Raw genomic sequence first — 25,300 nt, forward strand, 5'->3', positions numbered from 1 at the left:
ATTAAATGTTCATTGCTTGGTTTTAAATTTATTTTAAATCCCGAAATTAAGTTACTGTTTTCAGGCCAATGTTCCTTTAAATTAAAGCTCTTAATTTTTGATTTTCGTGTGTTTTTTTGATTCTGCAAGTGCAATGTTTTCTATTCCTTTCAAAAGTGCATCAGGATTGAAAGAAATGCTGTCAATGCCTTCTTCCACCAAAAAACCGGCAAATTCCGGGTAATCACTAGGGGCCTGCCCACAAAGACCAATTTTGACTTTGGCTTTTTTGGCTGATTGGATTACCATAGATAACATGCTTTTGACAGCATCATTGTTCTCGTCAAAAATGTCAGAAACTATTTCTGAATCCCGGTCAATCCCGAGAGTAAGCTGGGTAAGGTCATTGGAACCAATGGAAAATCCATCAAAAATTTCGGCAAACTCTTTGGCAAGGATGACATTACTTGGAATCTCGGCCATGACATAGACTTCCAAGCCATTCTTGCCTCTTTCCAATCCAAATTCTTTCATAGTCTCCAAGACTTTTTTTCCTTCCTCCACAGTCCTGCAAAACGGAACCATCAGCTTGACATTGGTGAAACCCATGTCTTCTCTGATGACACGCATCGCCTCACATTCCAATCCAAAACCTGCTTTGTACCGCTCATTATAATACCTGGACGCTCCGCGGAATCCGATCATGGGATTTTCTTCTTCCGGTTCAAAAACCTTTCCACCAATCAGCTGCGCATATTCATTTGATTTGAAATCACTCATTCTGACAATCACATCTTTGGGGTAAAAAGCCGCGGCCACCATCGCAACAGATTCGGATAACTTCTCAATAAAATATTTCTTTTTATCGGGATATTGTTGCGTGATGGCGGAGATGGATTTTTTGTCATTGGAATCATGAAGCTTATCAAAATCGGCCAAAGCCATGGGATGAATCCTGATTTCATTGCTGATGATAAATTCCATTCTGAGCAATCCCACTCCCTCATTGGGATAAAAAGAGAACCGAAAAGCCTTGGAAGGGTCAGCTAAGATAAACATTGGCTTGGTTTTAGTCGGCGGCACTTTCTGTAGGTCTATGACTTTTTCTGACCACTCTAACTTCCCATCATACACCATTCCCTCATCTCCTTCAATGCAGGAAACGGTAATCATTTGTCCATCTTTCAGTTTTTGGATTGCGTCTCCCGTACCTACCACGGCATGGATTCCAAGTTCACGGGCCACAATGGATGCGTGGCTTGTTCGCCCTCCTTTATTGGTCACGATACAAATCGCCTTTCTAAGCATGGCATTCCAATCCGGATTGGTAATGTCGGCCACGATAATGTCGCCATCCTTTACCTTACCCACATCCTTGACAGAATGGACAATGCAGACAGGTCCGCTTGCAATGGATCTTCCTACTGCCTTTCCCTTTGTGATCGGGTCCGCCTTGGAGAGCAATTTGTATTCTTTGGTTGTGATTTTCTGATCCTGCCCATGGATGGTTTCGGGCCGGGCCTGCACGATGAAAATCTCGCCTGTCAACCCATCTTTTGCCCATTCGATGTCCATGGGAAGCTTGTAATGTTTTTCAATTTGGAGACACCATTTGGCAAGCAGTTCTACTTCTTCATCTGAAAGAGAGAAAATGTTTTGTTCCAAAGGACTGGTTTTGACGTTGATGATTGGTTTTTCCTTACCGACAGCGTAGATCATTTTGTTTTCCTTTTCTCCCAATTTCCTGCTGAAAAGGCTTTTTTTACCTTTTTCTATGGATGGTTTGAAGGCATAAAATTCATCCGGATTGACCGCTCCCTGTACAATGTTTTCACCCAAGCCCCAAGCAGAAGTAATGTAAATCACATTAGCAAAACCTGACTCCGGGTCAATGGTAAAAGCCACACCTGCACTGCTGATATCCGATCTGACCATGCGCTGCACACCGGCTGATAAGGCCACCTGCATATGGTCAAAACCATTGTCTATCCTGTATTTGATAGCTCGGTCATTGAAAAGTGATACATAGCAACCATGGATTGCCTCAAGGATCCTTTCTTCACCAGCCACATTCAAAAAACTGTTGTGCTGTCCCGCAAAACTCGCCGTCGGCAAATCCTCTGCCGTAGCAGAACTACGGACAGCAAAAGAAAACCCTTGACCCTCGTTCAATTTTTTAAAAGCAGAGAGAACGTCTTGCTTTACTGCTTCGGGAATCTTTCCTGAAAGCATAAGTCCCCTACAAGCATCTCCAACTTCGGGCAAATTATTCAACGATTTGGTATCAAGCTTTTGTAATTCCTCGTTCAGAGAATCGATCAGGTTGTTTTCTTTTAAGAATAGCCTGAATGCTTCTGCAGTAGTCGCAAAACCATCCGGAATCCTGATACCGAGTGGACCCAATTCGTGGATCATTTCTCCCAAAGAAGCATTTTTACCTCCTACAATCGCAATATCTTTGTTTCGGATATCTTTAAATGGAATGGCGTACTTCATGGATAGGTTGTTTAAGATGGTTTATTGATGAGGATAATTTACTTTGTATATCCAAAAAATAATATGACAGAAATCACTTAAGCTTCTGACTTTCATTTTTATTCTAAATGCCTGTTCTTTGCAATCTCAAATCATAGCTGAAAATGACCGATTCCAATGGCACACGCATCAATAAATACCTCAGTGAAGTGGGGTTTTGTTCCCGAAGGGAAGCAGACAAACTCATCGATGCGGGAAGGGTGACAATCAACGGAAAAGTTCCTGAAATGGGAACCAAGATTAACGCCGGAGATGAAATCCGAGTTGATGGAAAGTTGATTTCGGAACCCAAAGAAGACCATGTTTACATTGCTTTCAACAAACCAATCGGCATCGTCTGTACGACAGATATCAAAGCCGAGAAAAACAACATCATCGAATATATCAACCATCCAAAGCGGATTTTTCCGATAGGAAGGTTGGACAAGGAAAGTGAAGGACTTATCCTCCTTACGAGCGATGGAGATATTGTGAATAAAATCCTCCGCGCCAAAAACAACCATGAGAAGGAATATGTCGTGACGGTGGACAAACCGATCACCAAAACTTTTATCCATAAAATGGGAAATGGGATTCCAATTTTGGACACCATTACCAATAAATGTGAAGTACGACAAGTCAGTGCTTACAAATTCAACATTGTCTTGACCCAAGGTCTCAACAGGCAAATCCGGAGAATGTGCGATTACCTTGGCTACAAAGTCACCAAACTCAAGCGCATCCGCATCATGAATATCATTCTTGACCAACAGATGGGAAAATGGCGCGACTTGACAAAAAAGGAAATGACAGAAATAAACTTAATGGTGGCGGACTCTTCTAAAACTTTTAATGATTAATGAGGTAGGATCAAAATGATCTTCCTCATTATCGGTCCTTGGCATGATGTTAGAGTAAGTTTAGCTTGTTGGTGTAAGATCATCGACAACTAATTAAAACTAAACATCAATAAGCATGAAAAAACTAAACATAAAATCGGGTCTTTTTGCCCATTTCCTAGTGGTCATTTTCTTAATGAGCTGTACAAGTATGAACAACGCTCAAAAAGGAGCAGTGATCGGCGCAGGAACAGGTGGTGCAGCAGGTGGACTTTTTGGATCAAAGAAAGGCAATACCGCTGAAGGTGCTGTGATAGGAGCAGTCATTGGAGGAGCAGTTGGCGCAGGTGTGGGAATATATATGGACAATCAAGCTGAAAAATTGGAACAGGAAGTAAAAGATGCCGAAATTGAAAGAGTCGGTGAGGCCATTAAAGTAACCTTCGATTCAGGAATTCTATTTGGTTTTGATTCTTACTCCTTGACTCCAGCTTCTCAGGAAACAATTATGAAGTTTGCAGGTGTCCTGAATGAATATCCTGATACGAACATCACGATCAATGGACATACTGACAACCGCGGAACCCATGAATACAACCTTGGGCTATCTAAACAAAGAGCGGAATCTGTGCATAATTATATCAAAATGCAAAAGGTAAGTTCTGAGAGAATGGTTACAAACGGTTACTCTTATGATACACCTGTAGCAGACAATTCCACAGACGAAGGAAGGGCAAAAAACAGAAGGGTAGAAATCCTGATCACAGCAAATGAAGCCCTTATCGAAAAAGCTGAAAAAGGAGAAATCAAGAATTAATTTGTTCCATGCTTTTAATCTATTGATTAAAGGATTGAAAAAGTGAAAAATCCAGTACCCATAGCCTTGAAACTATGGGTATTTTTTTGCTCTGATCACAATAGAATCATTTTGATGGAGGTTTATAATGGTCTTTAGGTCGAAAAAAAATCCAGAATCCTACCTCAATCGGATAATCTCTGTCTTCAAGTCCAGGATCATCTGCGAAATATCATCCAGGCTTACCGGCTTGGCTTTATCTTTTGGATTGGGGAAGTCCGTACTGATAAAGGCCTTCGCTTCCCATATTTCGACGACATCTTCTGCTTTGACTTCATAAGGTTTGTAATGTTCATTGTCAGAAACCAAAAATAATTTACCGTTTTCTTCGAGGTAATTGAACACCCTTTTGTAAACCACCCCTTCGGAAGAAGTGACAAGAACATATGTTTTGCCGCTTTTGATATCTCTCAATTGCTCGATATAAGAACCGATAATCACCGTGCCTGCCACCAAGGGAAGCATGCTATCTCCGCTCAGTTCGAATGCCCGGTAAGTCGCATTTCGCGAGAGGGTCGGAATATGAAACTGCGGCAAGGATTCCATGTACTCAGGATCCGCAAAACCATTCAGGTATCCGGCAGATGCCTTTTGTCCCACCATCGTGATGTTCTCTCGGTCGCTTTCATCGGCTGCAATTGTCAGGATTTTGATTTCTTTGTTTTGTGATCCTTTCCTTCCAAACTGTTGGATGTCGCGATGTAACAATTCGTCAATGCTTACTCCGAACAATTCCGAAATGATATCCAAGGCTGAAAGCTTCGGTTCGGATCTTCCGTCTTCATAAGCTGAAATCATGGTGCGCTGCACACCAAGTTTTTCGGCGAGGTCAGTTTGGGTCAATCCCTTTTCTGTCCTGAGAAATCTAAGATTCTTGGCGAGTATCATATGAATTCTATTAAGCTGAATACAAATAAAAATTGTTATCCTCTTTTTGTTGGTGCATTACCGAGAATGGATTCAAACCCGAGGTTGCCATCCTTCTTCTCTCCAACCGCTCTTGGATTTCGGCGATGATCTCCCCTACCGGCTTGGGTTCATTTACCAAAAGGTAACCGTATTGAGGTTTCCTCTCATCTTCGATAAAAAACTTCACCTGACAATTTCCCGAAGGAAGTTCTTTTTGAGTTACACTGATTTTGTCGATAGCTTCCATATCCTTAGCGTTTTAACAGGAGCTAATATAAAAATGTTATTTTAAATAACATATACATGTTTATAAAATTAACCTTTATACGACATATACTGTCGCAGTAATTGAAAGATTGGAAAATTCGGAATTGGAAAATTGAAGGGAAGATATCCTGGATATATGCTTCTTTGCCACTAACCCTATATTCTTTTTCCGTCAGGACGGAAGACCGAAGTACCGGGCATTTCAGTCCGCAGACAAGAATTAAAATGGATATCCAATCTACTTTTTTCAAATCCTACTGAAATCTTCCCTCACTAAAGAATAAACAATTACAACAATTACAACAATTACAACAATTACAACAATTACAACAATTACAACAATTGAATCAAACCTTGAAACTTTCCAACTTTGAAACCCTTCCCCTACCTAAACCTCCCCTTCAGCAACGCCAACTTCGCAGCCAAGTCACCTTCTACTTCCGCTTCTTTCTTTTTCTTTTCTTCAGGTTTTTCTTTCGGGGTGAAAGTTCCCTTGGCAGCAAATGGATCCGATTTCATACTCAATGCTATCCGCTTCCTCGCAATGTCTACTTCCATGACAGTAACCTGTACCTTTTGGTTGACGGAGACGACAGCAGCAGGATCACTCACAAACTTATCTGCCAAATGACTCAAATGCACCAATCCATCCTGATGAACCCCAATATCTACAAAGGCACCGAATTTGGTAATATTGGTGATGATACCGGGAAGCTTCATACCGACTTTTAGGTCTTTCATTTCGTTGACACCATCCTGAAAATTGAATACCTCAAAACTTTCCCTCGGATCTCTTCCAGGTTTGGAAAGTTCAGCCATGATATCCTGTAAGGTCGGCAAACCCACTGTCTCAGAAACGTAATTCTTCAAAATGATTTTTGACCTGAGTTCCTCTGAAGTCATCAAGTCAGCGACTTTGGCACCGATGTCTTTTGCCATTTTCTCCACCAACTCATAACGCTCAGGGTGAACAGCTGAAGCATCCAATGGATTTTTGGCATTTCTGATTCTCAAGAATCCTGCTGCCTGCTCAAATGCCTTCTCTCCCAATCTAGGAACTTTCTTGATCTCGCTTCTGCTTTTGAAAGGACCGTTTTCCTCTCGGTAGCTTACGATATTCTGTGCCAAAACAGGACCAAGACCCGAGACATAAGTCAGCAATTGCTTGGAAGCAGTATTGACCTCCACTCCTACACCATTCACGCAACTCATTACAGTATCATCCAATGAATTCTTCAACGCTCCCTGATCTACATCATGTTGGTATTGGCCGACACCGATTGACTTTGGATCGATTTTCACCAGTTCTGCCAAAGGATCCATCAGCCTGCGTCCGATAGAAACTGCTCCACGGATAGTAAGGTCATGGTCCGGAAATTCTTCCCTTGCCACATCGGAAGCGGAATAAATGGAAGCACCGCTTTCATTGACCATGGTGACGATGACATTTTTTGGCAAACCCAACGATTTGACAAAAGCTTCAGTCTCGCGGCTTGCGGTACCGTTTCCGATGGCGATGGCTTCCACATGGTGTTTTTCCACCAAATTTCTGATGGTCGCACCGGCTTCCGCAGTTCGCTTTTGGGGTTCATTTGGGTAAATGGCATCATAGCTCAGCAACTGACCCTGAGGACCCAAGCAGACGGTTTTACATCCCGTTCTGAATCCGGGATCAAGGGCCAAAACGGATTTTTCTCCCAAAGGTGCTGCCAATAGCAATTGCCTCAAGTTGTCCGCAAAAACCTTGATCGCCTCCTCATCGGCTTTCTTTTTGGTAAAAAGCCTTACTTCTGTTTCCATCGAGGGTTTCAACAATCTCTTGTAGCAATCCTTGATTGCAAATTTCACTTGCTCGACTGATGAGTTTGCAGCATTTTGAAGAATCTCCTTTTCCATCAAGGCTACGGCTGAAATTTCATCAGGACAGGTATCCAACATCAGGAAAAGCTCTTTTTCTCCCCTTCTCATTGCCAAAATCCTGTGTGATGGAGCTGATTTGACTGGCTCGGACCATTCGAAATAATCCTTGTATTTGATCGCTTCCTCTTCCTTGCCGGGAATGACTTTGGATACGAATTGACCATCTTTGATAAATAGGTCACGCATCTTCTTTCTCAGTTCCACATTTTCATTTACCCATTCGGCAATGATATCTCTCGCTCCCTGAAGCGCTTCTTCGATGGAATTGACTTCTTTTTCTATATCAATATATAAGGAAGCTTCTGACTCAAGGTCAAATGATACTTGTTCAAAAATTTTGGATGCCAATGGTTCCAAACCCTTCTCCCTAGCGATTGTGGCTTTGGTTCTTCTTTTTGGCTTGTAAGGCAGATACAAATCCTCCAAAAGCGACATGGTTTCTGCTGCAAGGATTTTTTTCTCCAGTTCGGGAGTGAGTTTTCCTTGCTCCTGTATTGATTTTAAAATTGCCTCTTTCCTTTTTTCAAGGTCTCGCAGTTGTTGGATTCTGTCACGGATAGCAGCCACTTGCACCTCGTCAAGACTTCCGGTGACTTCTTTTCTATATCTGGAAATAAAAGGAACGGTTGCGCCGTCATCCAACAAATCAACCGTATCGTTAACCTGCTTGACTTTGATCCCGAGTTCCTCGGCAATTTTGATAAAATGATTTGATGACATTGCGCTTTTGGAATAGATAAGCCTGCAAAGTAGCAAGCTTTAAAAAATACTCCTATGCTTGTTGGAGAAATAAAATCCCTCTTCCCTCTAAGTTTTTGATTCTTTGGGAGAATGTTTTTCCCTTAGGCAATAAAAAAACCTGCTTGTTTCCAAGCAGGTTTAAATTGTACATCATTAACCCTTTATTGCTGCAAACGGAAAATAATACCGCCTGTAAAACCAAACTGAACGATCGGCGACCAAGTGGATACACCTACAGCTGTACCTCCTCCCGGACTCCACCAAAGACTTCCTCCTGCACTTACCACAGGCATCATTAAGTTTGCCTGCAACCTGATACCAATCCTGTCCGATGCAAAATACTTCATACCGCCTTGAATGCCCCAAGAAAATTTGGTGATATTATTAAATTCACGGTCAGGAAATGCCAAAGTTCCTGTTCCCAATTTCATTCCTGCAAAAAAAGTCATTGCATCAGAAGTGGGAAACAGCCTGTTGGCACCAATCATTGCATAATGAACCTGTGTCCTTACATCCACTCTATTATTTATTAGTGGTGAGGAAGCTGTAGCTCGCGTTGCCATGTAACTGTACGAAAGCTCAATTTCCATATGTTCACTAAGGGAAAATCCTAGATTACCTCCCCAATTCTGACCATCTCCTAATCTCGCATTTCCTGAAGTGATACGATAAGAAGCAGGAAAAGTGTAACCTGTAATCGGTGTAATTTCTACACCTTGCGCTTTCAATTCCTGAAATGATATGATGATCAAAACAGAGAGTAAAATTAATTTTTTCATAACTTAATATTTTTATAAATCGGATGTAAAATCCAAAGATTAGCATTTTTTTGTATTGAAAATAATTTTCTAATCAAATTTTAGTTTCTATATCAAGTCTTGGCAATTTCGGGGTTAAAGGGAGAGCAAGGTTGAGAATCGTGTTCCTGTTCCTGTTAAAAATAATTGGTACCTATCGTCAATTTCCAAATGGCCAAAGATATTTAGGTTTGCTTTTATATATTTACAGTGGATTTCCTTAACCGTCAGTCAAATCAAAAGTAAAATCATGCTTAGAAATAAAATTTTGTTTTCCTTGCTTGGGGTTCTGTTTTTAGGAATTGCATTCTTTTATTTTACCGAAAAAGGCAGATCCATTAAAAGGCGCGTCAGGTTAGAACTTGTTGGAATGAATCTGCTAGGTCCAAAAAAGGAACCCATAACAGATATAGAAACCAAGTTTGACTATGTAGGAACTTTTATGGACATGGAAGGCAACAAAGTCAGCCTTGACCAATTTAAAGGAAAAACCCTTTTTATCAATATTTGGGCTTCCTGGTGCGGTCCGTGCCGAATAGAAATGCCGTATATCCATAGCCTTTACGGCAAATTAAAGGACAATCCCAACATTGCGTTTTTGATGATTGCTACTGACGAAGATTTTTACAAGAGCAAAAATTTTATACAGGAAAAAGGCTATACCTTTCCGATTTACCACGCTTTTGAAGGATTGAATTCCTCACTTTTCACTGAAGCAATTCCAACGACTATAGTGGTAAATCCTGAGGGAAAGGTTATCTATTTCCTCAATGGAACAAATAATTTTGATACTGATCAGTTTAGAGATTTACTCACTTCTAGTTCCCAAACCGCCCGTTAGGAAATCTTCAATATTCCTATCAATCGTTAAAAGAGGTAAATAGGTATAAATACTTACTATTCAACAGTATCTATCCAATCAAATAAATTGATTTTTTAACTACCATGGGATAAAGCAAAGAGCCTGTCTTTCTTGAACAAAAAAGGTTATGACCGAGGTTATTGTTGCAACCGAATAATCAATCCGGCATTCATGCTGACAGGAACGATCGGAGACCATCCGCTTACATTGGTTCCTGTATTTGGATTCCACCAAAGACTCCCACCTTCGCTTACAATAGGAAGCAACAGGGTACCCTGAAGTCTAAACCCAATTCTTTCAGAAACATAGTAGCGCATTCCTGCCTGAAACCCTAGCGAAAATCTAGTCCGGTCTACATTGGGGCTGTCCTCGAAAAGCAAGGATGCCGCGCCGATTTTCAGACCACCAAATAGTGTTACTTTTTCTGATGCAGGAAAAAGCATGTTAACCCCTCCCATCAAAAAATGAAGTTTGGCTTTGGTGACCTCGTCCTCCACCAGATACACAGAACTCGCCCGGGCATCTGTCCCAAAATAATTATAAGAGATTTCAAATTCCATAAATTCATTGGGAGTGTATCCTATTGAAAGCCCCCAATTAGCGCCTCCTTCCAATTTTCCGGTACCTCCCGTGATGTCAAATTGAGAGGAGAAAGTGTAGCCCGTGGTGGGTGTAATTTCAAAAGTCTGCGCCCCGGCATATCCTCCGAATAGCAAGGCTGGAATAATCAGGTAAAGTGAAAGGCTCTTTTTCATAATCACTCAGGATAAAGATTTTCAAAAGTTCAAATAGCAGCAATTGCAGTAGGTATAAATTTACCTTTTTATCAAAACTCGATAAGCAATTGGCCTCCTGTTTTTTGAAGATAAATCTAAGATTACAAAATTCGGGATGGAAAAACAGTATGAATTATCACAGAGAAAGATGGTCGATCCTCCTAATTTTGCGTATTGAATCGAGAAAAAAAATTGAGATGATTGATTGGAAAAAGGAGTTGAAAAGTTGGGGACTGATACTTTCAGTATTTGCATTCCTATATTTTACTGGGTTGATTACTCCGATTATGGGAGGACTGCAGTCGCTGCTTTTGGCCACAGGAATCAAAAAACCAAAAATCACTTTGGTCAATAAGGAAAACCAGACTTTTGACTATGCCGGAAGGTTTGTCGATATGGAAGGGAATCCCGTAAACTTGGCTGATTATAGAGGAAAAACTGTTTTTATCAACCTTTGGGCAACTTGGTGTCCTCCATGCAGGGCCGAAATGCCACATATTGAAGACATGTATGCCAAAGTCAAAGACACCGAAAACCTAGAATTTTTGATGATTGCATTGGACAAGAAAATGGAAAAAAGCAAGAAATTCATTGATGACAAAGGCTTTACCTTCCCAGTCGTCCATGCGAGCTACGGTCTTAACAATGCCCTCCAAAGCGAATCTATCCCGACCACTTTGGTAGTGAATCCTAAAGGAGAAATCATTTTTTACCAGGAAGGGATGAGCAACTTCGACACGGAAGAATTCAGGGATTTCCTGACCGGAAAAAATTAATCCTTTGGTGTGCAAACACTTAAAAAATCAAAAGACGAGGTAAAAAACTAAATAATCAATTTATTCGTAGACGGGGTATTGTTCACTTAAACAAATCCTCTATGAAGAAATTGTCAATTTTGTTCCTTTTCGTAATCGCGGTTATCGCTCAAGTCTTCGCGCAGGAAACCACAGAAAAATCTGTCTTTGATTATGCTGAAACCAAACATGAATTTTCCTTAGACCTTGCTCCGATCATTCTGGGGCAATATCCGAGTAACCTACTCTACAGAAATCATTATGTAAGTAAAAATGGGAAAAATGTAGCGCTTCGGGTTGGTTCAACTTTGGGGGTCGACATAAGATCTTTTGAATTAGATAGTCCTGGTGGTGGAAATGTTCAAAAAAACACCGGTCAATCATTTGGATTTTATGTTGGCAAGGAATATCAGCGTAAGTTTCACCCGAGAATCCTTGGATATTATGGGGCAGATTTATCGTTTAGCTATGGAAGGGCTTTCAATGAATTTAAAGCTAATGATCCATCCCAACCTTCAAGTACTAACGTCCATACTTTCGTAAACCTTGGTGCAGTAGGCTTTTTAGGAATGAAATACCATTTTTCCAAACACTTCTCGCTTTCGGTCGAAACATCAACATCATTCATTTATTCACAATCCACCAACAGTATTTCTGAATATACCCAAACTGCTTCGGGACAGGAATCAATATCGAGAAATGGCCTTAATTTTTATATGTCGCCGCTCAGAGCCATCCGCTTCGCTTTCCACTTCTGATATTGAAATTAATCAATCTCATTTTTATAAAATATTAAAAGACTTCTTGTGGATCGAGGTTTAATTCAGGATTTTGAATATTCCCGATTCACATGAAGTCTTTGCCATTTCTGATTTTTTTCAATTTTGGTTTTCGGATACTATATTCCAACCATATCTTAAGCGCAAAAAAATTTCTTGAAAAAGAAAATCCAACAAAAGACGAATTCAAAAAAAACATGGATATACGCTTCTTTGCCAGTAACCCTATATTCTTCTTCATGGGGACGGAAGACGGAAGTCGGAAGACCCCCGCCTGTCGTCGGGCAGGGATGTACCGGATATTTCAGTCTGCAGACAAAAATTTAAATGGATATCCAATCTACTGGCATAATTCTGTACATACATTAAAAATAATTACTTTGGGTAAAGTATTTGGTGAAATTAGTAAGGAATGGCTTGAGGGTAAAAGCCCGGTAAGTTGTCATAGACTTGAGTGATTCATAAACTTTATTCCATGATTTATATTATAGGCATTTTTGTAGCGTTTTTTTTGGCGCTACTCATCTTTACCAAAAAAGGGAGAAATCTCGCAGATACTGTTTTGGGGATTTGGATGGTAGTCATCGGTACCCACCTTTTGGGCTATTACAGCTACGCTTCGGGATTGGTCTATGACTACCCTCAATTTTTGTGGCTGAATTTACCTTATCCGTTTTTTCACGGCCCAATGCTGTTTCTTTATACCCAGGCATTAACCAATCCTGAAAAACTGAAATCAAAAGCGTGGTTATTTCATTTTATTCTTCCGGCTTTTATTTTGGTTATTCATATTCCTTTTATGCTTTTGCCAACAAAAGAAATTTTTGAAATCCTTAAAAATGGAGGAAGAAATATCAAGGATTGGCAGTCAGTTATACATTCAATTTTATTGATTTCTTCGGGTTTCTTTTATGTATTCACCACCTATCGTTTGCTTTCCAAGCATAAAAAACGGATCCTAAATCAGTTTTCTTATCAGGAAAAAATCAGTCTTAACTGGCTGAGGTTGTTGTTTTATGGAATGGGAATTATGTGGTTTTTTATCATATTTATCGGCAATGATACCCTAATATTTTCGGCTGCTACGGTTTTTACAATATTCATAGGCTATTATGGCATCAATCAAGTGGGCATTTTTTCAAGTCAAAACACCAAAAATGAATCCCTTGAGTCAATTGCCAAAGATGAAGAAGATATAAATTCAGAAAGGAAAAAATATGCCAAATCGGGCTTGAATGAAGAAATGGTCAAGGCAATCCATCAAAAGTTAACTTGTTTGATGGAAACTGAGAGGATGTTTACCCAACCCGAATTGAATCTCAATGATTTGGCCACCCGGTTAAATATTCATTCCAATTCGCTGTCACAGGTGATAAACGAAATCGAGGGGGTTAACTTCTACGATTATATCAACAGTCTTCGAATCGAGGAGTTCAAACGCTTGGTTTCATTACCCGAGAATCAAAAATTTACACTTTTAGGATTGGCTTATGAATGTGGCTTTAACTCCAAATCAGCATTTAACCGCATTTTCAAAAAAGCAACCGGTTCATCTCCGTCGGAATATGTAAAAAGCCTAACAGAAAAAATGTAAGCCAAGATTTTTATCGGACGATCCTAAAAAAAATGAAACAAATCCTAATTTTAATTTTTTCGATTGTCTTTGAATTTTTAAATCAATTGGTCTGCATACCCCTTTTGAAAGCGCTATTTTCAAAAGCAACTACCGCAAAATCATAAGAAAACTTCTTCCCACCTTACAAGCAAAGACGCTTTTGGTTTTTGATTGACCGAATTTCGGGCATTAAGCAAAAAAATCAATCAAATATGAAACGCTATTTCTTAAAATCAATGTGGGTTATCGTTGTCATTTTAGCACTTTTGATAGGCTATATACCTATTGACTATTTGCTAAACGGAGTAAATACTGGTTATTTAGAACTCAAAAGTCAATCTCTTTTAAACAGTAAAACATGGTACTTTTTTCTTTACATGCACATCATTTCAGGCGGCATCGCCATATTGATTGGTTGGGTTCAATTTAATCAAACCATGCATAAAAAATGGACGAATCTGCATCGAGCCATTGGTAAAGTCTATCTTATATCAGCATTATTCTGCTCCCTATCCGGAGTATATGTCGGGTTTTTCGCCACAGGTGGGTGGGTTGCTGCTGCGGGATTTATTACAGTAGCTTGTATCTATTTTTATACATCAATCCAAGGATTTTTTCACATCAAAAAAGGACAAATCCTATCACATCAAAACTTCATGACGTATAGCTATGCCGTTTGCCTTTCGGCAGTTACCCTAAGATTGGCAACCCCAACTGCCTATGTGCTGGGTTTGGATTACATTTCATCCTACCAAATAATCGCTTGGGCAGCTTGGATACCAAATTTGGCGATAGCCTATTGGATAAATAAAAACAGAGAAGTCAATTCTCAAATATTGAAAACCTCCAAATTGACATAAAAGCATCTCAAAATTCATCTGCATCACAGGAGCGCCCAATCCCAACCCTTCACAGTCTTATGAGGAGCTTTTTCTTATTTGAAAAAGTGACAATGAGGCTGTTTTTGGTAGTTATTCCGATTTAAATTTAACAGGAATGATTTTCCCAAATATGATTATCCGCTTTTATACCAGTAGCCAAATATCATTTTTCTCCACCTCGGCAAGCTCGGTGAACGGATATCGTGAGATCAGAGGGGGGTGGTAGAAATGCGGCTTTGCCGAATTTCTACCACCCCCCCCTTCAATATCAACAAATTCCGGTGGTCGAGCCTGCCGAGACCATTCTGTAAGTAATCCTATACTGGTAAGAAGGCGGATATACATATTCCCAAATAACCCTTTCTGCCTGTTGGGTATCTTTTTGAGCTTGAAAAAAACGAGCTGATTTAAACCTCAAAAAAGGAGAAAGGTTTGAATTGGAATATTGATAAATTGCTATCTTGAAGGTCTGAGAAGTCATTTCTTTTCGACTGAAAAAATGACTCATTCACTTTGCCCAAAATATCCCTATGCTTGACACCATCATCATTGGCGGAGGGTTCTCCGGGATTGCCGCCGCACGCATCCTCCACAAAACGAACAAATCCTTTATCGTACTTGAGACAAGGGAACGTCTGGGAGGAAGGGTTTACACCAAAAGATTTGAAAATGGACAATACTTGGATTTTGGCGGACAATGGATTGGCCCTACCCAAGACAGGATGTATGCACTCTGCAAAGAATACGGAGTGGATTATTATGAGACTTACAACGAAGGCTACAATATCCTGGACTTTGATCAAAAAGTAAAAAAGTACAGAGGTTTGATCCCAAAAATCGACATCATCTCTCTACTCAACCTCGATTGGTTATTGCGTAAAATGGAGAGGATGGCCAAAGGAATCCCTGCTTCCAAACCTTGGTCGCATCCCAAATCGGAAGCTTACGACAAAATCCTGCTTTCAGATTTTATAAAAAACAACAGCCTCACCAAGGCAAGCCATAAAATAATCACCTACGGTCTAGAGACTGTTTTTGCCTGCGAGCTCAACACCATTTCTTTACTTCATGCATTGTTTTATATCAAGTCAGGTCATAATTTAAATAGCCTTATCAGTATCAAAGATGGTGCACAACAGCATCGGATCGTGGGTGGCATGCAGACGCTTGTCGACAAAATAGCGTCTGAATTCCTCCCGAAGATCCTTTTTAATCACCCTGTTCGGTCCATTAAGCAGGACCAAAACAGCGTAATGGTTGCAGGTGACGGGTTTGAATTTGAAGCAAAAAATGTAATCATAGCCATTCCTCCACCACTTGCTGCCGAGATCAAATTTTCACCTGAGTTAGGTTCTCAAAAGTCTCAGATAATCAATCGGATAAGTATGGGTAAGGTAGGTAAATGTTTCATGGTCTATGAGAAGCCGTTTTGGCGGGATAAAAATTTCAGTGGACAGGCTTTGGCAGATGAGCATTCCCCATTTCAGACTTTTTTTGATTCTTCTCCTAAAAACAGTGAATACGGAGTTATCCTTGGTTTCACGATTGCGGACAGAGCGGAGAATTTTTTCAAAAAATCGCTTGACCAACGAAAACAGGCCATGCTGCAGAAGTTGATGGACTATTTTGGTGAGGAAGCCAAAAATCCGACAGCTTACCATGATTTTACCATGACGGATGAAACCTGGAGCCGTGGCTGTTATGCGGGACTTTATCCCGTCGGCGGTTGGACCGAATTCCAAGATGCCTACTCCAAACCTGAAGGCAGGCTATTTTGGGCAGGGACGGAGGCTTCAGATGTCTGGTTTGGCTATATTGAAGGTGCCGTCAGAGCAGGAGAAAAAGCAGCACAAATGACAATCGGAAATCCATCATGAAAAAAATATTGCTCGTAATATCGGTATTTGTCCTGATTTGGGCCATTTGGGCAAACACCGGATTCCATCCTGAGCTGCCGGCCATTACACCTGAAATCAGCGTGACTGAAAATATTTCCCCCATATCTTCTGACAGTATTCGGGGAAATGTGGTTGGAATCCAACCCTACATGCTGGAAACAGATTATCTGACACAGCAACAATTTCAAGACAAATTGGAATCCTATTTCAAAGCAGCAAATGATCAGGGTTTTTTCAGGGAAAACACGATGGTCCTGCTTCCTGAGTATCTTGGGACTTGGTTGGTCATAGCAGAAGAAAAAAAATCGGTCGTCAACGCAGGAAACCTGACATGGGCCATGGCGCAATTGGTTTTGAGCCATCCTTTCCGGTTTTCCACTTATTTTGGCAAATCAGAAAAAGAGTCGGATAGAATAGCTGCAGCTTTATTTAGAATGAAAGCTGAGAAAATGGCCAATATTTACCAAAATGTTTTCAACCACCTTTCCAAAAAATATCAGGTTTATATTGCGGCAGGATCTATTCTGTTGCCTGGTCCGGAAATAAAGAATGGGATTTTGGAGGTTGACATTGAGGCGCCCATTTACAATACTTCTTTTGTTTTTACTCCCAAGGGAGACCTGATTCCCCAATCCATCAGAAAGGCATTTCCGATAGAATCCGAACACCCATTTGTAACCGCCTCGCCCACTTCCGACATTCCAACTTTTGATCTGCCTTTCGGAAAAATCGGTGTATTGGTTTGCGCTGATTCCTGGTATCCTGAATCCTATAAAGCCATTCATGGAGTGGAAGTTGTCTTGGTCAACTCCTATTGTGCGGTGGACGGGGCAATGGATGTTCCATGGGCAGGCTACAATGGAGCTCCCATGCCTAGTGATGTCGATCCCAATGACATCGGGAAATTGACGGAAAAGGAAGCCTGGATGAAATATGCCCTTCCGGGAAGAATCAGGAGCTCGGGTGCCAAAATAGGCGCAAATGTATTTTTACGAGGTCAATTGTGGGATTTGGGTACAGATGGCCAACCGTTTTTCATCAGAGGGGGAAAGTTATTGGAAACCAAAAAAGCTGAAAAAGGAGGAATTTGGAACATGGATTTTTGACCTTATCATATCTTAAATTAATCCCTAACTATGTGCGATACCCTGGTTGCCCTTCCCCACTTTACCAAAAACAAAAACCTGATCTTTGCAAAAAATTCAGACCGCGAACCGGATGAAGCGCAGGCATTACAACATTTTCCAAGGATTTCCCAAAGGGAAAACATAAAAGGGTCCGAACAGAATCAAACGTTAAAGTGCACATATATTGAGATTCCACAAGTCAAGGAAATCTATGAAGTGCTGCTTTCCAAGCCATTTCAAATGTGGGGAGCAGAAATGGGTATAAATGAATTTGGGGTTGTGATCGGTAATGAAGCCGTATTTACCAACGTCAAAATCCAAAAACAAAACACCGGATTGACCGGAATGGACATGCTGAGGTTGGCATTGGAAAGGAGCCAAAATGCAGAGGAGGCGGTAAACTGTATCACTAACCTTTTGTCCCTCTATGGTCAAAACGCCTGTGGCGGTTACAAAAACAAGGATTTTTTCTACCACAACAGCTACATCATCGCTGATCCAAAAGAGGCCTACATCTTAGAGACAGCGGGTAAATCATGGGCAAGCAGGAAAGTGGAAAGTTTCGCAAGTATTTCCAATGGTCTTGGCATAGGGACGGATTTTGAAAGTATCCATTTGGCAGAGGAAAAACGGACTTTCCCATTTTCTTTGAAACCAAAAACCACTCCTTTTTCCTTTAGGGATTATTTCTCTGATTTCCTTTATACCAAAGTGGGGAGATCAAAAACCCGCCAAGCCTGCAGCAGCAACCTCCTTTCTGCAAGCAAAGGGGACTTTACAGCGGATAAAGCCATGCAAATCCTGAGAACCCATAACCTACCTGATCCTCAATTCAGTCCCAAAAAATGCAATACCTCCTCACTCTGCATGCATGCCACAGGACCGACTAATCCAAGTACTACCACAGGCAGTATGGTGGCAGAAATCCGTACAGGTCTTCCGTCCACTGTTTGGATGACAGGAACCTCCATGCCCTGTTTGTCGGTTTACATTCCTTTTTTTATGGGGACAAAAACATTGGAAAATTTCCTCCAACCCAGAGCAAATCCGGACAATTCGTTGTGGTGGAAAGCTGAAAAAATCCATAGGTGGATTGGTGAGGATTATCAATTTCGGAAAACAGACTTTATTGCAGTAGCAAAAAAATTAGAGGAAAGCTTTTTGAAAGAAGAAAAAAACCTCCTCCAATCCGGCGCCAATTCCTCTCAACCTGAGGCATTCAGTAGAAATTGTCTCCATGCCGTGATAGACATGTATTCCAATTTTCAAATCTGAATTCCACCCTTATTGACAAAATCCCATTTCACCTAAATATAGAACCAAAAAAGCCCTTCCGATATTGAATCAAAAGGGCTTTTCTAATATTTGGATCTTTCTTTAATTGTTTCCTGCAGCTTTGGCATCTGCTTTTGCTTTTTTCTTGAATCCTCCTCTAAATGGCCAAGTATATTCCAAAGCTTCTAAGCCTCTATTCAGGTTCAAAGTTGAACTGTCAACATTCACCATGGTGCTTTTTAGATTTTGGGCAAACTCGGGGTCGTTCAATAACATACCCACTGCGTTGTTCTGATCATCAAGTTTTTCAGAAACCTTGTTCAGGTTGTCTGTCAGGGCTTTTGTGTTTTCGGCTGTAGCCTGCAACTCACCCACTGTCGCTTTGAGGTTTGCAAAAGTCTCCCTATCGTTGGTAATATCATACAGCAAGGTGCCTTTTTGGTTCAGACTTGAGGAAAATTGACCGAGGTCGCCCATCATTTTGTTGCTTTTGGCAGTAGCTGCTTCTAAGTTTGAAAGGGTATTTTTAAAATTCTCAGCGATCACACTATCGGTCATTACTGCACCCACAATACCTTTGCCCTCTGCAATTTTAGTGGTAAGTACTTTTAAGTTTTCTGTTATGGTGACAAGGTTTTTATTATTCTCCTGCAAGGTTTCCATCATTTTATCGGTGTCCAGAGGCATGATCGCTGTCAGCCTGTCGCCATCTTCTACAGCAGGGGCATTTGTTGTTCCCCCGTAGATCACAATGATTTTATTTCCAATCAAACCATCCGAACCAATCGTGGCCTGAGAATCTTTGCGGATATAGTCTTTGACTTTTTCCTCCACGCTCATAACTATTTCGACTTGGGATTCCCCATAAAAATTGATCTTTCTGACAGTGCCGATCTTGACACCTGAAAACCAAACGTTATTCCCTGTCTGCAATCCTCCGATATCATCAAAAACGGCATTGAGCTTTATACTTTTCACAAATTTCTTCTGCTGTCCCCCCATAGTGAGGACCGCTCCTATGAAGATGATGATCCCGATCAGGACAAAAACGCCAACGATCACGGATTTTTTATTGTCATTTCTCATTATCTGATAAAATTATAGTCGTAAAATGATTTCACTTGTTTGTCGGTGGCTTCTTCAAATACCTTCTCAAAAGTTCCTACCGATGCAAAACGGCCTTTAATCAATACAGCCATCCTGTCTCCTGTCTGTTTGGCGCAGGTAAGGTCGTGTGTAATCACGATAGAAGAGGTTTTATACCTTTCCCTTACCTCGTTGATCAGGTTGTTAATTTCGATACAGGTTACCGGATCCAAGCCTGCGGTAGGCTCATCGTACAGCATGATTTCAGGATTGAGAATAAGCGTCCTTGCGATACCGATTCTTTTCTTCTGTCCACCCGAAAGCTCAGAGGGCATTTGGTTGATGGTATTCGGCAAAGCCACTGCCTCCAATAATTCCTCCACCTTAAAATCGATTTCTTTCCTTGTCAGGTTTTTGACATTTCTGACCAAAGGAAACTCAAGGTTTTCCCTTACAGTCATACTATCATACAAAGCAGATGCCTGAAATGAAAAGCCAATTCTTAGACGCAATTTATTAAGCTCCTTCAAATTGAGCTTTAGGGTGTCAATGCCAAATATTTTGATTGTGCCCTTGTCTTGCTTGAGTAGGCCGACCATGATTTTGATCAATACAGACTTACCACTTCCTGATTTCCCTAGCACCACCAGATTCTCTCCTTTATACAAATCAAGGTCTACATTTCTGAGGACATGGTTTTCGCCAAAGGATTTGACCAAACCGGTGATCTCTACGACTTTTTCTTGTTCGTTAAGCATATCGGATGGCATTTACAATTTGCATGATCAAAAGCTCCTCCACAAAGATCAGGAACATAGACATTACTACTGCCGCGTTGGCTGCCTGCCCTACACCCTCTGTTCCTCTGGATGAATTATATCCTTTATAGCATCCCACTATACCGATGGTAAAACCGAATACGATTGACTTGATCACCGAAGAGAATATATCCAAAAAGGAAACTGCCTCAAATACCTGAACAAAAAAGGTAGACAAACTGACAAGCTCATTCGCATTTACACTTGCAAATGACCCCATCAAGGCCACGAAATCTGTGTACATGACCAATACAGGTATCATGAATGTAGCTGCTAAAGTCCTTGTGATTACAAGGTATTTGAAGGGATTGATCGCTGAAACTTCCATGGCGTCGATTTGCTCAGTCACATTCATAGACCCTATTTCAGCACCGATACTCGAGCCAACTTTTCCGGAGGCAATCAATGCTGTAACCAACGGTCCCAAGGCTCTCACCACTGCGATAGAAATCAGGGAAGGCAACCAAGAGGTAGCTCCAAATTCTGCCAATGACGGGCGTGATTGGTTGGTAAACACAATGCCTATAATGAAGCCGGTCAGGGATATCAAAGGCAGAGACCGGTATCCGATTTCATAGCATTGTCTCAGGACTTCTTTAAACTCATATGGGGGAAACCAAACTTCCTTAAAAAACCTTTTGACGAATGAAAAAGCTTTTGCCATACCGGTAAAAAACTCATCCAGATTTTTGGATATTATAGGTTTATCTACCTTTTTGATTTTTGACATAAATAGTTAAAATTCATTGCTCTAATCTAAACAAATCCAATTGTTTCTTAGGATTATGTTCCCAATATTTCAGTCAATACTTCGTTGCTCAAAGGCTTGACCAAAAAGCCCGACACCAGCGGGTACCCATGGCTTTTTTCGACATCCATAGGATCCATAGAGGAAGTTAGCATTTTGACCGGGAAATTCTTGTTCATTTTATCGAGTTCATCCAAAAAATCCCAACCCTGCATCTCAGGCATATTGACATCCAGGATCAAAAGATCTGTGTCGTTGTCTTTCAGCCATCCCAATGCATCATAAGGATTTTCAAAAAACAAAAGGTCGATTTCAGGATTGATCCTCAAGATGTTTTTCCGATTGATCATGTGTTGGATCTTGTCATCATCCACAAAAATCAATTTGTTGATAGGCTTTATCATTTTCTAAAAAGATTGATCTAAACAAGCAACTAAACAATCAAATTCTTTTTCCTTTCATCCGAAGTCCTTGGAGGTCTTATCCGGGTTGGGAAAGTTTTATGACTGTTTACAAATATAACACCATAATCAATGTTTCGGGAAAGATTTTGATTAAATGAGTTTTTAGCTTTGTCTAATCTTTTTAGATAAACCAAATTAAGCTAAGGCTAAATGTGTTTTAAAAAATTTAAAATCAATTACTTACGGTAATTTTATTAAACTGAATTTAACAATTTTGTCTACACTTTTTTGAATGTATCCCAAAAAAATTATTGGCTAATTACTCCATTTCAACTTTGGATGCCCTTCTTCCAAACCATCCAGAATTTCGGAATACCCTGAAAAAATCTCTTGATTTATATAAATTGCTACTTAATATCCAGGTCGGTTTTACAGCCAAACTACTACCCTGTTCCAAAACGAAATTCAAAAAAATCCCAATAACCCAAAACCAAGCATAATGAAAACTTACTTCCTGATTGTCCTTTTCTCCTTTTCGATAGGGGTATTTCCCGTCATGGCACAAGATGAAAATTATGATTCAGATCTCGCCGAAAAACTAAAAGCTGACGACCTGGGTATGAAAAAATACGTCATGGCTTTTCTTTATTCAGGTGACCGCGCAGCTGAATATACCAAGGAGGAAAGGGCAGAAATCCAAAAAGGTCATATGGACAACATAACCAAATTGGCAGAAATGGGTAAACTGATCCTAGCCGGTCCATTTTTCGGCAACGAATCCCTAAGAGGAATTTTTATTTTTGATGTGGAGACCAAGGAAGAAGCTACTGCGCTGACCAACACTGACCCCGCAATCATTGCAGGCGTACTTAAAATGGAGCTTAAAGAATGGTATGGATCGGCAGCGGTGATGATGATTCCTGAAATCCATTCCAAACTCCAAAAGCCAAAAAATTGATTTTGGAAAAATCCGGTTTTTTTTCTCGGAAAGGATTTCAAGGAGAGGAATTATTCTCCATAATAATACCCGGATTACTGCCAAAACATTACCAAAATTTTAAAATTCCAATCTTCTGGTTAGTTTTAAACAGCTAACTCTAAAACCTATATATGCAAAGCAAAAACTACGTTTTGTTCTTATCCATCACCGCGGCATTGGGTGGATTCTTATTTGGATTTGATACCGCTGTGATTTCAGGTGCAGAACGGGATATCCAAAAACTTTGGAACCTTGATGATTGGAGTCATGGCATGGCCGTAGCGGTAGCATTGTATGGGACAGTATTTGGTGCATTGTTTGGGGGTATACCTGCTGATAAATTTGGTAGGAAAAATTCCCTGATCTGGATCGGTGTTTTCTATTTGGTTTCAGCTGTAGGTTCTGCCTTGGCAAACGACGTTAATACATTTATGTTCTTTCGCTTTCTCGGAGGCTTGGGTGTAGGTGCTTCTTCTGTTGTCGCCCCTATGTACATTTCAGAAATCGCCCCTGCCAAGAGAAGGGGACAATTGGTTGCTTTGTATCAATTCAACATTGTGTTTGGTATCCTGATGGCTTATTTCTCCAATTACCTCATCGGTACTGCTAATGTGAATGAGGCATGGCGATGGATGCTTGGAGTGGAAGCAATCCCTGCTCTGATCTACAGTGTTTTGATCCTCAAAGTCCCAAAAAGTCCAAGGTGGTTGATCGCAAAAAAACAAGATTATGATACAGCGAGAGAAATACTCACCAAAACAGATCCTGAGGGTGTAGATGAAGCCATGGAACTCGCCATAGCTGAAAGTAAGGAAATCAAAGGCAAAATCTCAGTCTCAACCCTTTTCAATTCAAAGTTTAGGAAAATCTCCTTTTTTGCTTTCCTGATGGCATTTTTCAATCAGATGTCAGGGATTAATGCCATTATCTATTTTGCGCCAAGGGTCTTTGAATCTGCCGGGATATCTACTGAAGACGCACTTTTTTCTACCATTGGGATCGGTGTTATCAACCTTGTGGCAACAATGTTCGGCCTTTATCTTATTGACAGAATCGGAAGAAAAATGCTGATGTATATCGGTTCAGTAGGCTATATCATATCACTTTCCTTAATGGCTTACAGTTATTTTGGCGGCGTGATCTCCCCGCAACTTCTCCCCTATTTCGTTTTTGGTTTCATTGCCTCTCATGCCATTGGACAGGGATCGGTGATATGGGTATTTATAGCCGAGATCTTCCCAAATGAGCTCCGAGCCTTTGGGCAGTCATTGGGTTCATTTACCCATTGGATTTTGGCGGCTGTAGTAGCCAATATTTTCCCCTACTTTGCCAATACCTATGGGGCAGGAAATATCTTTGCCTTCTTTGCCCTGATGATGGTATTACAATTACTTTGGGTAATCTTCAGAATGCCCGAAACCAAAGGAAAATCCTTGGAAGAAATTCAAAAAGAACTACAAAAAAGCCATGTCTAAGAAAGTCATATGTTATGGGGAAATGCTTTGGGATTGCTTTCCTGACCACGAAATCCCAGGAGGAGCGCCCATGAATGTCGCCCTGCACCTCAATCAACTTGGACTTGATGTACAGATGATTTCCCGATTGGGAATAGATGATTATGGAACAAGGTATCTTGATTTTGTCAAATCCTATCATTTTCCAATTGACTTGGTGCAAAAAGACCCCGATCATCATACCGGAACCGTGACCGTCCATAATGAGGATCCTGAAAACATCAAATACACCATCGTTTCGCCTGCAGCTTGGGATTTTATCAGTTTAAATGATGAAAACAAAAACGCAGTCAAAGAAGCAGATGCTTTTATATTTGGGAGTTTGGCTGTCCGGAATACCGTGAGTTGGGAAACATTATACCAACTCCTGCACCTGCCAACTTTGAAGATTTTTGACATCAACCTGCGGGCCCCGTTTTTTGATTTTGAAAAAATCGAGCTCATGCTCGGATTTACAGACATCCTAAAGATCAATGAGGACGAATTGGAGATCGTCTCCGATTATTTTGGCGTACCATCTGACGTCGAAAGTTGCTGTAAACTTTTGACAACCCATTTTCCTATCAAGATGGTATGTGTGACCCTAGGTTCTAAAGGAGCAATGATTTACCAAAACGGAGAAGTTTTCAGACATCCTGGCTACAAGGTCAAAGTGGAAGATACTGTTGGTTCGGGAGATGCTTTTCTTGCGGGATTTGTCAAAACCTATTTACAAGGAAAATCACCCAATGAAATTTTAGACTTTGCCTGTGCCATGGGCGCTTTTGTGGCTACCAAAAAAGGCGGAACACCGAGGTATGAGGAAAGTGAGGTTTGGAGGGTTAGCGGGAATCAGTGATCTGGTTTCAGTAGACAGTGGTAAGTATGAGTGTGCCTGAAATAAGTTGACAAAAAACAGTCAACTGTGGCTGAAAAATGCTCA

General features: G+C 40.7%; 24 protein-coding genes. 14 read left to right on the forward strand and 10 right to left on the reverse strand.

The annotated features are described in order from the left end of the window. Positions 1 to 90: 90 nt before the first annotated feature. Positions 91 to 2,475 carry a phosphoenolpyruvate synthase gene (gene ppsA / locus MMU05_RS16000; RefSeq protein WP_241142687.1) on the reverse strand — a complete coding sequence of 795 codons (2,385 nt, stop codon included), beginning with the start codon at positions 2,473 to 2,475 and terminating at the stop codon, positions 91 to 93. A 143-nt stretch (positions 2,476 to 2,618) separates the two neighbouring features. Between ppsA and rluF the strand changes: the two genes are divergently transcribed. Further along, positions 2,619 to 3,353: a 23S rRNA pseudouridine(2604) synthase RluF gene (gene rluF, locus MMU05_RS16005; protein WP_241142688.1), complete on the forward strand. Its 735-nt coding sequence runs from the start codon at positions 2,619 to 2,621 to the stop codon at positions 3,351 to 3,353. Positions 3,354 to 3,468: 115 nt separating this feature from the next. Beyond that, positions 3,469 to 4,149 (forward strand): YiaD family glycine zipper/OmpA-like lipoprotein, encoded by a 681-nt coding sequence (locus MMU05_RS16010; RefSeq protein WP_241142689.1) that lies wholly within the window; start codon positions 3,469 to 3,471, stop codon positions 4,147 to 4,149. Between the two features lie 159 nt (positions 4,150 to 4,308). Here MMU05_RS16010 and MMU05_RS16015 read toward each other — a convergent pair whose 3' ends face one another. The 4 genes from MMU05_RS16015 to MMU05_RS16030 form a co-directional block, all read right to left on the reverse strand. Further along, positions 4,309 to 5,076: an XRE family transcriptional regulator gene (locus MMU05_RS16015; protein ID WP_241142690.1), complete on the reverse strand. Its 768-nt coding sequence runs from the start codon at positions 5,074 to 5,076 to the stop codon at positions 4,309 to 4,311. Positions 5,077 to 5,086: 10 nt separating this feature from the next. Continuing rightward, complete coding sequence (locus MMU05_RS16020; RefSeq protein ID WP_113924905.1) at positions 5,087 to 5,344, reverse strand: hypothetical protein; 258 nt, start codon at positions 5,342 to 5,344, stop codon at positions 5,087 to 5,089. A 404-nt stretch (positions 5,345 to 5,748) separates the two neighbouring features. Next, positions 5,749 to 8,004 (reverse strand): Tex family protein, encoded by a 2,256-nt coding sequence (locus tag MMU05_RS16025; protein ID WP_241142691.1) that lies wholly within the window; start codon positions 8,002 to 8,004, stop codon positions 5,749 to 5,751. Between the two features lie 182 nt (positions 8,005 to 8,186). Beyond that, entirely contained in the window at positions 8,187 to 8,804 is a 618-nt protein-coding gene (locus MMU05_RS16030; protein ID WP_241142692.1) for an outer membrane beta-barrel protein, read from the reverse strand. A 268-nt stretch (positions 8,805 to 9,072) separates the two neighbouring features. Between MMU05_RS16030 and MMU05_RS16035 the strand changes: the two genes are divergently transcribed. Continuing rightward, positions 9,073 to 9,663, forward strand: coding sequence for a TlpA family protein disulfide reductase (locus MMU05_RS16035; RefSeq protein ID WP_241142693.1), 591 nt, complete (start codon positions 9,073 to 9,075; stop codon positions 9,661 to 9,663). Between the two features lie 158 nt (positions 9,664 to 9,821). Here MMU05_RS16035 and MMU05_RS16040 read toward each other — a convergent pair whose 3' ends face one another. Further along, entirely contained in the window at positions 9,822 to 10,439 is a 618-nt protein-coding gene (locus tag MMU05_RS16040) for an outer membrane beta-barrel protein (RefSeq protein ID WP_241142694.1), read from the reverse strand. Between the two features lie 218 nt (positions 10,440 to 10,657). On the opposite strand from MMU05_RS16040, the gene MMU05_RS16045 reads away from it, so the two are divergent. From MMU05_RS16045 to MMU05_RS16080, 8 genes are all read left to right on the forward strand, one after another. Continuing rightward, a complete protein-coding gene (locus MMU05_RS16045) occupies positions 10,658 to 11,236 on the forward strand; it encodes a TlpA family protein disulfide reductase (RefSeq protein ID WP_241142695.1) in 579 nt (192 codons plus the stop codon). Positions 11,237 to 11,337: 101 nt separating this feature from the next. Then, a complete protein-coding gene (locus tag MMU05_RS16050) occupies positions 11,338 to 12,012 on the forward strand; it encodes a hypothetical protein (RefSeq protein ID WP_241142696.1) in 675 nt (224 codons plus the stop codon). 92 nt (positions 12,013 to 12,104) lie between these two features. Further along, positions 12,105 to 12,491 carry a hypothetical protein gene (locus MMU05_RS16055; protein ID WP_241142697.1) on the forward strand — a complete coding sequence of 129 codons (387 nt, stop codon included), beginning with the start codon at positions 12,105 to 12,107 and terminating at the stop codon, positions 12,489 to 12,491. A 17-nt stretch (positions 12,492 to 12,508) separates the two neighbouring features. Then, positions 12,509 to 13,627 (forward strand): helix-turn-helix domain-containing protein, encoded by a 1,119-nt coding sequence (locus MMU05_RS16060; RefSeq protein WP_241142698.1) that lies wholly within the window; start codon positions 12,509 to 12,511, stop codon positions 13,625 to 13,627. Positions 13,628 to 13,815: 188 nt separating this feature from the next. After that, positions 13,816 to 14,508, forward strand: coding sequence for a DUF2306 domain-containing protein (locus MMU05_RS16065; RefSeq protein WP_241142699.1), 693 nt, complete (start codon positions 13,816 to 13,818; stop codon positions 14,506 to 14,508). A gap of 551 nt (positions 14,509 to 15,059) precedes the next feature. Then, positions 15,060 to 16,406 carry a flavin monoamine oxidase family protein gene (locus MMU05_RS16070; protein ID WP_241142700.1) on the forward strand — a complete coding sequence of 449 codons (1,347 nt, stop codon included), beginning with the start codon at positions 15,060 to 15,062 and terminating at the stop codon, positions 16,404 to 16,406. Next, the gene (locus MMU05_RS16075) at positions 16,403 to 17,533 is read left to right on the forward strand and encodes a nitrilase-related carbon-nitrogen hydrolase (protein ID WP_241142701.1); all 1,131 of its coding nucleotides are present in this window, start codon (positions 16,403 to 16,405) and stop codon (positions 17,531 to 17,533) included. Before MMU05_RS16070 ends, MMU05_RS16075 begins: the two co-directional genes overlap by 4 nt. 30 nt (positions 17,534 to 17,563) lie before the next feature. Continuing rightward, on the forward strand, positions 17,564 to 18,829 hold the full coding sequence (locus MMU05_RS16080; protein ID WP_241142702.1) for a C69 family dipeptidase: 1,266 nt from the start codon (positions 17,564 to 17,566) through the stop codon (positions 18,827 to 18,829). A 102-nt stretch (positions 18,830 to 18,931) separates the two neighbouring features. Here the strand turns inward: MMU05_RS16080 and MMU05_RS16085 are convergent, their stop codons facing one another. The 4 genes from MMU05_RS16085 to MMU05_RS16100 are packed head-to-tail and all read right to left on the reverse strand — an operon-like array spanning position 18,932 to position 21,885. Beyond that, a complete protein-coding gene (locus MMU05_RS16085; protein ID WP_241142703.1) occupies positions 18,932 to 19,915 on the reverse strand; it encodes an MlaD family protein in 984 nt (327 codons plus the stop codon). Further along, complete coding sequence (locus MMU05_RS16090; RefSeq protein WP_241142704.1) at positions 19,915 to 20,673, reverse strand: ABC transporter ATP-binding protein; 759 nt, start codon at positions 20,671 to 20,673, stop codon at positions 19,915 to 19,917. Before MMU05_RS16090 ends, MMU05_RS16085 begins: the two co-directional genes overlap by 1 nt. After that, positions 20,666 to 21,463 carry an MlaE family ABC transporter permease gene (locus MMU05_RS16095; RefSeq protein WP_241142705.1) on the reverse strand — a complete coding sequence of 266 codons (798 nt, stop codon included), beginning with the start codon at positions 21,461 to 21,463 and terminating at the stop codon, positions 20,666 to 20,668. The genes MMU05_RS16090 and MMU05_RS16095 overlap by 8 nt, the downstream gene beginning before the upstream one ends. 53 nt (positions 21,464 to 21,516) lie before the next feature. Then, on the reverse strand, positions 21,517 to 21,885 hold the full coding sequence (locus MMU05_RS16100) for a response regulator (RefSeq protein WP_241142706.1): 369 nt from the start codon (positions 21,883 to 21,885) through the stop codon (positions 21,517 to 21,519). A gap of 499 nt (positions 21,886 to 22,384) precedes the next feature. Here MMU05_RS16100 and MMU05_RS16105 point away from each other — a divergent pair, with 499 nt between their 5' ends. The 3 genes from MMU05_RS16105 to MMU05_RS16115 all read left to right on the forward strand — a co-directional run bounded on the left by MMU05_RS16105 (position 22,385) and on the right by MMU05_RS16115 (position 25,216). Then, positions 22,385 to 22,843, forward strand: a complete 459-nt coding sequence (locus MMU05_RS16105) for a YciI family protein (RefSeq protein WP_241142707.1) — start codon at positions 22,385 to 22,387, stop codon at positions 22,841 to 22,843. Positions 22,844 to 22,995: 152 nt separating this feature from the next. Continuing rightward, positions 22,996 to 24,339 (forward strand): sugar porter family MFS transporter, encoded by a 1,344-nt coding sequence (locus MMU05_RS16110; RefSeq protein WP_241142708.1) that lies wholly within the window; start codon positions 22,996 to 22,998, stop codon positions 24,337 to 24,339. Next, on the forward strand, positions 24,332 to 25,216 hold the full coding sequence (locus MMU05_RS16115) for a carbohydrate kinase family protein (protein WP_241142709.1): 885 nt from the start codon (positions 24,332 to 24,334) through the stop codon (positions 25,214 to 25,216). Before MMU05_RS16110 ends, MMU05_RS16115 begins: the two co-directional genes overlap by 8 nt. Positions 25,217 to 25,300 lie beyond the last annotated feature (84 nt).

It is taken from the genome of Cognataquiflexum rubidum, from assembly GCF_022538115.1.
GTDB lineage: Bacteria > Bacteroidota > Bacteroidia > Cytophagales > Cyclobacteriaceae > Cognataquiflexum > Cognataquiflexum rubidum.